Raw genomic sequence first — 9,810 nt, 5'->3', positions numbered from 1 at the left:
TTTGTATCAGTGACTAGCGAGCGTTTAATTTTTCAAGTAGAGAAAACGCAATTTTATCTATATTTCCCTGCGCATCATGAAAAGCAGAGACGTTAGATAAGATCACAATTCCCATTTTCCTTTTCGCATCTAGCGCAATTGAAGAAGTATAACCGCCAGTACCGCCGTTGTGCCATAATACTCTTTGACCAGAACGAGTAGTTACAATATGCCAGCCAAGGCCCAATCTCATATTTAAGTTGGCTCTAAAGGTTGCTTGCTGCGTTAAAGCCATCGCTTTGTTTGTGGTGTCAAATTGTGCCCTTATAAATTTTGAAAGATCCTCAACATTTGATAAGATCGCTCCCGCTCCTGCAAGAATATTAAGGTCCCAATTACTAGTCTCGCTACCACGTTTGTTGCGGCCTTTGACTAACTTATTTAAAACCTTAGAGCGATCTGTGGTAGTAACAGTCATATTATATTTATCAAAAACTAATTCTTGCAATAAGGTTTCAAAATCCTTGTTTGTGATCTTGGTTAATACATAACCTAGCAAACCCGCTCCCAGATTAGAATATTGATATGTTTCTCCAGGCTTTGCGCCAAAAGTTAACTCATGCTGTAAATAATCCTTAAGCTTCGACTCGTCATAATTTTTATACGGGTTAGACTGATCTACAAAAGCGAGATCAAGATTACGCGGAAGTCTAGGCAATCCAGAAGTATGGTTTGCAAGTTGCTTAAAAGTGATTTTTTGATCTTCCTTTAATCTATAGGGCAAATAAGAATTGATAGCATCATCCAGGTCAACAAAGCCATCTACAACCATTTCTGCCAGAATCGTTGAAGTAAAAACCTTAGTGATCGATCCTATCTCAAAAACGCTTTTATGGTTATCTATAAAAATTACTGAATCATTTTTCACTTCAAAACCAGCATACACAACCTTACTATCTGCAATAATCGCAATAGATAGTTGCGTTTCTTCAGGAAAGTCCTTGACGTTATTTAAAATGATCTCTTGTTGATCTAAAGACAGGCTTAATTGATCGTAAATAATTGTACTCTTTTGCCTTAGCGAGTCTTCTGCATTTTGTGCATTACAACAAAAACTAATCTGAAATAAGATTAAAAAAATTACGGGATTCCTCATTTTAACAGTATCTTTATATGGAGTATTACTAGAAAAAGCATCGAGAAAGCATAATCTTGAGCTCTAAGTAATCATAAAAACCAAAATATCAAATAATTACACAACGGCTTTTAAATTGAAAAAATACACGTGATTTTTACATTTAAAGCTTGCCTAAATCCCTAAAATAGGTAATCTTTGAAACGTATATTACCCCATACCTAAATGCAACCTACTTCTTTTAAAGATTTCATATCGCTATCTTTAAATGATGAAGTCTTTGATTTCATCGCAAATAATGGGGTGTTTGGATTTATAGTATTCACTAACACAGATCCAGTACAGTGTTTTATTGATGGAGCCGCTCTGGCACATTTTGGCTACAGCCAAAATGAATTTCAAACTGCATTTAACGCTAATAAAGATAACCTTTTACAACTAGTTACTACAGTTGAAAAGAAACTGACGCTTACGAGCAAAAAAGGAAACAAACTACATTTTGAGTTTGAAAAACTAGAAACAGTTTCTGCGCAGGTTCTTGCTTTAAAAAGGCGCACTGCCGAGAAGAAAAATCACAAAAAACAAAAATTGCACGAGTCTCTGGTAAATCAATCTACCAGCGCTATGGCATTGTTTGACCGTGATCTTAAATATCTTGCAGTATCAGAGCAATGGCTTAAAGATTACAAAGTCACTTCTTCTATTTTAGGACAATATCATTATGATGTGTACGACATTCCTGAGAAATGGAAGGAAGTTCATAGAAAATCCCTTAATGGCGAGATCCATAGTTCTGAAGAGGATTTTTACTTGGACAAAGACGGTAAAAAACAATTTTTAAAATGGCTTGTAAAACCGTGGTTTAATGATAGCGGTGAGATAGGCGGTCTGATCATGCAGACTACAAATCTTTCTCCTCTTAAACATCTGGAGCAACAGAGTTTTAAGGACAAGCAGTTAATGAAAACCATCTTTAACTCAATTAATGTGGGTGTGGTGGTTTGTAATGAAAAAGGTGAGCTTACCTTTTTTAATCAAGCAGCTCGCGAGTGGCATGGTATTGATCCAGAATCGCTAGATGCTAAAGCTGTACCAGAACATTATGGACTGTATTATGAAGATGGCAGCGCATTGTTAAAAGATGAAGATGTTCCTCTTTTTAAGGTTTTGCGGGGTGAGATTTTAGCAGAAGATGAGATTATCGCTATAAAATCTGATGTCCACACAAGATTGGTGCAGGTAAAAGGTGCGCAACTTTTTGACAAAAACGGCAAACTCACAGGCGCAGCAGTCACGATGTATGACATTACAAAACTGCGCACTACTAATGAGAAACTCCGCATAAGTGAGCAAACCTTCAGAGGTAGTTTTTATCATGCGGCAATAGGTATGGCCGTGGTTTCTACTGAGGGTAAATGGATACGCGTTAATGATCGCGTTCTAGATATCTTTGGTTACAAAGAGCATGAATTACTGCAGTTAACCTTTCAAGATATAACGCATCCTGATGATCTGGACAAAGACCTTGTTCACTTTGAACGCTTACTTAACAACAAAGCAGAACATTATCAAATAGAGAAGCGTTATTTTCACAAAAGTGGAGAAATAATTCATGCTATTCTCTCTGTGTCTATTGTGCGAGATGAGAAGCGCAATCCTTTGTATTTTGTATCTCAGATCACTGACATCACAGAGGTTAAAAAGTCTAAGAGTTCGCTTGAGCAAATCCTTAAGATCACAAAAAGTCAAAATGAGCGCCTGCGTAATTTTGCTTATATCGTTTCTCACAATCTACGCTCTCACACCAGCAATATTGATATGTTGCTTAAACTGCTTATAGAGCAAAAAGATTACACTTTGATAGATATGCTAGAGATGGCGTCTAATCAACTAGGCGAAACCATTGAGCACCTCAACGAGGTTGCAGCGATCAATGCGCAATCTAGCTTAAACACAGAGGCACTTAATCTTAAAAATTACCTCTCTAAGGTAACAAAAATGGTATCTGCGCTTATCCAAGAAAACGAGATACAAATTATAGACGAGATCGAGCCAGAGATCTGCGTAGATGCAGTTCCTGCTTATCTTGAAAGTATCTTGCTAAACTTCACCACAAACGGAATTAAGTACAGCTCAAAAAACAGAGAATCCTTCCTTAGATTCTACACAGAATATGACGAAGAGCACTACATTCTCAACATCCAGGACAACGGCTTAGGCATCGACCTTAAGATGTATGGTGACAAATTGTTTGGCATGTACAAAACCTTCCATAACCACAAAGAATCTGTAGGGATCGGGTTGTTTATCACAAAAAACCAGATCGAGGCGATTGGCGGTAAAGTTAAAGTCTACAGCGAGGTTGACAAAGGCACAACCTTCAAGATCTATTTTAAAAGAGCTAAAGAAAATATCCTGGTTAGCTAGCATAATTACCCTTTATTAAACTTCAATTTTTATTCTGTTTTTCTGGCTTTCGCCAAAAGGCAACCTATAGAATTACTCTATTTCTGGAGTGATTTCTCCTATTGCATTATTCTCAAAAAACACAAACTCTTTTTGCAACCTCCTCAAAACCATGTTTAAATAATGTTAAATAACATACTTGCTCTTACAGTTGATAGTATTACTATTAATTTAGCGGGAAACATTCTTGAATGGAGGATATTATTAAAAACCTTAGGATAACAGTAAGTGACAAGCTGTATAAAAAAGATCCTGAGTCTAGCGAACTGGGAAAAAGGATTATTGGTCAAGGCATTTTGCTTATTGACGAGATTGGTTTTGAGAATTTCACCTTTAGAAAACTAGGTGAAAAAATTAGCTCAAATGAAAGTTCTATTTATCGATATTTTGAGAATAAGCACAACTTTTTAGTCTACATAACCGCCTGGTTCTGGGGCTGGAAGGAGTTTCAACTCATCCTCTCTACAAACAACATTCAAGATCCACTTACTAAACTCAATACAGCGGTTGAAGTCATGACATATCCTGTAGAAGAGGATATTAGATTTAAGCATATTGACGAGGTTGCACTTAACAATATTATAATCAACGAGTCTTCTAAATCTTTTCTTACAAAAGACGTGGATGCAGACAATAAAGAAGGCTTTTTTCTCATTTATAAACGTCTGGTTAAGAGAATAAGCGAGATGATCTCCAACACAGATCCAGATTATGATTTTCCATTTAATCTAGCGACATCGATAATTGACGGCTCATTACATCAGCATTTTATGAGTCAGCATTTCCCAACGATTACAGATTGTAAGAATGGCATCACGCCTTCTGCTTTTTATAAAAATATGATCTCCCAAATACTAAACACCCATAATGGAAGACAATAAAAAACTAACACCCATACAACGCTTTACAGGTTTACTTAAGCTAGAGCGAAAAGATTTTTTACAGATTCTCTACTACGCAATTTTTGCTGGTTTAGTAAGCCTCTCTGTACCCTTAGGAATACAAGCGATCGTTAACCTGATGCAAGGTGCGAGAATATCTACTTCGTGGTTCGTTCTTGTTACCTTAGTAACATTGGGAGTTGGCTTTGTGGGCGTACTACAACTGATGCAAATCAGGATTCTTGAAAACGTACAACAAAAGATCTTCACGCGTTCTTCTTTTGAGTTCATATACCGCTTCCCGAAGATCAAATTAAATCAGCTACGCGATTATTACCCGCCAGAACTGGCCAATCGTTTTTTTGATGTTCTTACTATTCAAAAAGGGCTTTCTAAGGTTGTGATAGATTTTCCTGCGGCGCTGGTACAAGTGATATTTGGGCTTATCCTTTTATCGCTTTATCATCCATTTTTTATCATCTATGGTATCCTGCTAGTGATCTTGATCTACATAGGTTTTAAATACACAGGTAAGAGAGGGTTAGACGCCAGTATTGCAGAGTCTAAACATAAATACCGCATCGCACACTGGATACAAGAAGTTGCCAGAACGTTGATCAGTTTTAAAATGTCTGGCCGCACCAGTATGGCGATCAATAAAAATGACGCCATGCTAAGTGATTATCTAGATGCTAGAGAAGGGCACTTTCAGGTTTTAAAAATTCAGTTTATACAGCTTATTATTTTTAAAGTTCTTGTAACTGGCGGACTGCTTTTTATAGGTGGTATTCTTGTCTTGAATCAGCAAATGAACATCGGTCAGTTTGTTGCAGCAGAGATCATTATTCTTTTGATCATTGGCTCTATAGAGAAGATCATTCTGGGTGTTGAATCTTTTTATGACATTCTTACTTCCCTTGAAAAAATGGGGCAAGTTGTAGATAAAGAACTTGAGGATCAAACCGGTGAAGAGCCTTTTAAAATTGGCGAGCCACTTACCGTAGAACTTGACGGGATTGTCTATAAAGGTTTCAACGGTGAGCGAATTCTCAAAAATGTTAGCTTAAAGATCAATCCAGGCGATAAGATCTTACTTAGCGGCCCTAACGGTTCAGGAAAATCATCGTTACTTAGAGTAATTGGCGGACTTGTAGAACCTTCGACCGGCGCGATCTATGTTAACAACATTTCGCTGACAAGCATAAAATTAAACCACTATCGCTCTCTGCTTGGCAAATCTGTTTCAGAAGAATCACCTTTTGAGGGAACTATTTTAGACAACATCACGCTAGGCGACAAAGAGGTTACTAAACAAGACGTACAATGGGCGCTTGAAAAAACAGGGTTGCTCTCTTTTGTTAAGCTGCAGCCAAAGGGTCTAAACACCATGATCTATCCTGAGGGTATACAGATGCCATATTCAATATCTAAGAAACTGGTGCTGGCTCGTGCGATCGTAAGAAAACCTAGCTTATTAATTCTTAATGATCCTCTAGATCAACTTGACGAAAAGGAAGAAAGCAGGATCATGAAGTTCTTGTTCAGTGAAGAGAACAACTGGAGCATTATTGTGACCAGCCGTGGTAAACGCTGGGAAAAATACTGTAATCGCCAGATAACACTAGACAACGGAAAAATAAAAACTAACGCCTAAGCTATGCTGAATATCACAAAAAATAAGCTGCATGAAAAAGTAGATTTGATGCAGTATGCGTCAGGCAAGAAGGTTTTTGCTGAACGTAATCAGAAGTATTTTAATAGATTTTTGATCGCCTTTGGAGTCATCCTAGTAATCATTCTTTTTCTACCGTGGACGCAAACCGTGGCAGGCAAAGGATATGTAACGACACTTACCCCAGAGCAGCGCCCTCAAACCATTCAATCGCCTATTCCTGGAAGAATAGAACGCTGGTATATTAAAGAAGGTGCTTATGTTGAGAAAGGCGATACTATTTTACACATCTCTGAGATCAAGAATGAATATTTTGATCCTCAACTGGTAGATCGCACTGGCGATCAGATCAGGGTAAAAGAGAATTCGCAGGAATCGTATAAAAACAAGATCCAGTTTTTACAAAATCAGATAGGCGCACTTCAGCAAGAAAAACGGCTTAAGATCAATCAGGCAGAAAATAAGCTTCAACAGAGTAAGCTTAAATTTCGCAGTGACAGCATCGATCTAGAAGCTGCAAAAACCAATCTAGAGATCGCAGAAAGGCAATTTAACCGTTACCAAACACTTAATGAAGAAGGGCTAAAAAGTACCACAGACCTTGAGAATTATCGTTTAAAACTGCAAGAAGCGCAGGCTAAACGTATCGCTCAGGAGAATAAGGTGCTTGCCGCGAAAAATGAGATCATCAATGCAGAGATCGAGCTTAATCGTCTTGATGCGACTTATGCAGACAAGATCTCAAAAGCGCAAAGTGACCGCTCTACGGCTGAAAGTAGCCTATATCAAACCCAAGCAGAGATCAGCAAACTAGAAGTTGATTATGCTAATTACGACATGCGCCAGGGGCTTTATTTTATTAGAGCGCCGCAATCTGGTTACATCACAAGAGCGATTAAAGGTGGTGTGGGCGAGAGCTTTAAAGAAGGTGAGCCACTTGTAGGAATCATGCCCGCAAATTATGATATCGCTGTTGAGACGTATGTAGATCCGCTTGATATGCCTTTATTACACTTAGGTGAAAAGGTGCGAGTTCAGTTTGAGGGTTGGCCTGCGATCGTTTTCAGTGGCTGGCCTAATAGTTCGTTTGGAACCTTTGGAGCAGAGATCGTTGCTATCGAAAACTTTATCAGTCCTAATGGCAAATACAGAGTGCTTCTAGCACCTGATGAAGAAGATCACGCCTGGCCAGAAGAAATACGCATAGGCTCTGGCGCTTCTACTCTAGCCTTGCTAGAAGATGTGCCTATCTGGTATGAACTTTGGCGACAGCTTAATGGCTTCCCGCCTAATTATTACACACCTGAGCAAACAGGAGCAGCAACTACAAAAGAAAAAGCTAAATGAGGAAATTGATCCTTTTACTTACTGGTTTTCTTCTTTCTCTGTCTATCAATGCTCAAGAGCAAGACACGCTTAATTTGGGATTTGAAGAATATCTGGCGATCGTAAAAAAATATCATCCGCTGGTGAAGCAGGCTGATCTTATGGTTGACGAAGGTGCTTTTAAACTCATGAAAGCGCGTGGTAGTTTTGACCCTAAGGTTGAAGCAGATTTTTCTGAGAAAGAATATAAGTCAACAGAATATTACAACATTTTTGGCGCAGCATTTAAAGTTCCTACGTATTACGGTCTGGAGTTTAATGCAAAGTTTGAGCAAAACAGCGGCAAATACCTCAACCCACAAAACACGGTTCCAGAAGACGGGCTGTATTCTGCCGGAGTGACGCTAGACGTGACGAATGGTATCTTTATGAGTCAGCGTATGGCTACTTTGCGTCAAGCGAAATTGTATCGTGAGCAAACAAAATTAAAACGCGATCTTCAGGCGGCAGTGGTTTTGTATGAAGCCTCTGTTACTTACTTTGAGTGGTATGCCGCAAATCAAGAATTAAAGTTATACCAAGATTTTATCTCAAATGCCGACTTCTATTTGCGTTCTGTGAAGAAGCAATTTGAAGCCGGAGATAAGCCAGCCGTAGACACCCTAGAAGCCGGGATCTATCTTGACAATCGCAAGATACAGTTACAACAAGCACAGCTAGATTATTTAAAGGCTTCTTTGAAACTTTCAAATTATCTGTGGGCAGAAAATGATGTGCCGCTTGAGATCACAGACAATGTTGAACCTCCAGAGATGTTAACGGCAGAGGTTAATAGTCTTTGGCTTGAAAGCCAAATATTAGCAACCCAGGAAATACAGAATAACCCAAAGATCCGCTCGCTACAATATGAGGTGGAGATGATGGATGTAGAACGCAAGCTACGCCTGAATAAGTTGCTGCCCGATATTAATGTGAGTTACAATTTTCTTACTGAGCAGCCAGACGAGTGGCAAAGCCTGAATACTGATTATTATAAATTTGGGTTTAAATTCAGTTTGCCTTTATTCTTAAGAAAAGAACGCGGCGATCTGCAATTGGCCAGAGTGCAATTGCAAAACACTAGATACGATCTTTTAAGCGCAAATCTTGAAATAAGGAACAAGCTTAACGCATTACAAAATGAGATCATCTCCTATCGTGAGCAGAGCGAAAATATGCGATCTCTGGTTACAAATTACAGCGCTCTCGTCGCTGCCGAAAGAAGAAAATATGATCTAGGTGATAGTTCGCTTTTTCTTATAAATAGCAGGGAAAATAATTTTATTTCGGCCCGGTTAAAGGAAATTAGCTTGAATATCAAGTATTATAAAAGCATGGCAGAATTGCTAAAAACAACAACGCAGTTCTAAGCGTTTTTCTAGCGTTGTGTCAGTGACTCTGGGAATGTAAATACATCAAGCCGTCTTGATATGTAGCAATTATCCATTCTTGCTTTTGTTGTGAAATATAAATAGGAAATGACTCGCCATCAACAGCTGGTTGCCACCAATCATATTTAGACTCTAGTAAAAATTCTAATTGCCATTCATGATCTTCGTAAGTTGCACCATCAACATGTTTATGCATATCATAATGCTCGATATATTCGTAAAAATCCGATTCATTCATACGAGCTACGAGTAAATAATCATAATCTGGAAAGAAATCATCACTTACAGCGTTCTGATTGATAATCTCTGCGCCTTCTGGTAAATTCTTAGCAAAACCCCACTCAAAAAAATCGGAACAAGACAGGAATAAAACTGATAGCAAAAAACAAAGAACCTTTCTCATGCATTAAAGGTTTAACAATGCTACCGTTGCATTATAATTGACATCCCAAGTCATCTCAATTGCTGCTAGATCAAAATACCAGTAATTGCTGCCGTCGCTAAAACCTCTTCCTTCTGTAATTATGCTTTGCGCCAAATTAAATGAAGAGAAGATGACCAAAACTCCTACTATAGCGAAGTAAACAGGTCTAAATCGATGTTTTCTTTTAAATTTTGCGACAGCTTTATCAATAAGAAAAAGTAGCAAACCCCAAACGGCAACATTAAAAACTATACCCGAAATACTGTAGAAATAAGTCATAGTACTGCCCAATGACTTCTGCTTAAAAATAAACGGACTAGCAAAAAAGACAGGCATTTCTTCAACACCTGCTGCCTTATATTCTAGCCCAAAGATCATTGAAAGCACAAAACCCAGAGCGATATAAACGATCAGGATGTATTTCATCAGTTAGTTTTCAATTTGTATTTGGTCACCGCGAGCGCACGATGATCCACAACGGAAAGCACGAATATAGT

The 9,810-nt window shown here is 38.3% G+C and carries 8 protein-coding genes; 5 read left to right on the top strand and 3 right to left on the bottom strand.

Annotated elements, in window-relative coordinates; all coding sequences use genetic code 11:
• Positions 1-13 precede the first annotated feature (13 nt).
• On the bottom strand, positions 14-1,135 hold the full coding sequence (locus ACZ5L8_RS16490; protein ID WP_464438799.1) for a serine hydrolase domain-containing protein: 1,122 nt from the start codon (positions 1,133-1,135) through the stop codon (positions 14-16).
• A 204-nt stretch (positions 1,136-1,339) separates the two neighbouring features.
• Here ACZ5L8_RS16490 and ACZ5L8_RS16485 point away from each other — a divergent pair, with 204 nt between their 5' ends.
• From ACZ5L8_RS16485 to ACZ5L8_RS16465, 5 genes are all read left to right on the top strand, one after another.
• Positions 1,340-3,541 carry a PAS domain-containing sensor histidine kinase gene (locus ACZ5L8_RS16485; protein ID WP_464438797.1) on the top strand — a complete coding sequence of 734 codons (2,202 nt, stop codon included), beginning with the start codon at positions 1,340-1,342 and terminating at the stop codon, positions 3,539-3,541.
• Between the two features lie 230 nt (positions 3,542-3,771).
• A complete protein-coding gene (locus tag ACZ5L8_RS16480) occupies positions 3,772-4,461 on the top strand; it encodes a TetR/AcrR family transcriptional regulator (RefSeq protein ID WP_464438795.1) in 690 nt (229 codons plus the stop codon).
• The gene (locus tag ACZ5L8_RS16475) at positions 4,448-6,115 is read left to right on the top strand and encodes a peptidase domain-containing ABC transporter (protein ID WP_464438793.1); all 1,668 of its coding nucleotides are present in this window, start codon (positions 4,448-4,450) and stop codon (positions 6,113-6,115) included. The genes ACZ5L8_RS16480 and ACZ5L8_RS16475 overlap by 14 nt, the downstream gene beginning before the upstream one ends.
• 3 nt (positions 6,116-6,118) lie before the next feature.
• Positions 6,119-7,480, top strand: a complete 1,362-nt coding sequence (locus ACZ5L8_RS16470) for an HlyD family secretion protein (protein WP_464438791.1) — start codon at positions 6,119-6,121, stop codon at positions 7,478-7,480.
• Positions 7,477-8,868 carry a TolC family protein gene (locus tag ACZ5L8_RS16465; protein WP_464438789.1) on the top strand — a complete coding sequence of 464 codons (1,392 nt, stop codon included), beginning with the start codon at positions 7,477-7,479 and terminating at the stop codon, positions 8,866-8,868. The genes ACZ5L8_RS16470 and ACZ5L8_RS16465 overlap by 4 nt, the downstream gene beginning before the upstream one ends.
• Before the next feature lie 19 nt (positions 8,869-8,887).
• On the opposite strand, the gene ACZ5L8_RS16460 is transcribed toward ACZ5L8_RS16465, so the two are convergent.
• On the bottom strand, positions 8,888-9,292 hold the full coding sequence (locus ACZ5L8_RS16460) for a hypothetical protein (RefSeq protein ID WP_464438787.1): 405 nt from the start codon (positions 9,290-9,292) through the stop codon (positions 8,888-8,890).
• 3 nt (positions 9,293-9,295) lie between these two features.
• On the bottom strand, positions 9,296-9,739 hold the full coding sequence (locus ACZ5L8_RS16455) for a hypothetical protein (protein WP_464438786.1): 444 nt from the start codon (positions 9,737-9,739) through the stop codon (positions 9,296-9,298).
• Between the last annotated feature and the right edge of the window lie 71 nt (positions 9,740-9,810).

It is taken from the genome of Leeuwenhoekiella obamensis (assembly GCF_055391795.1).
The sequence above is the reverse complement of the archived record's forward strand: the minus strand, read 5'-3'. Positions and strand labels throughout refer to the sequence as shown.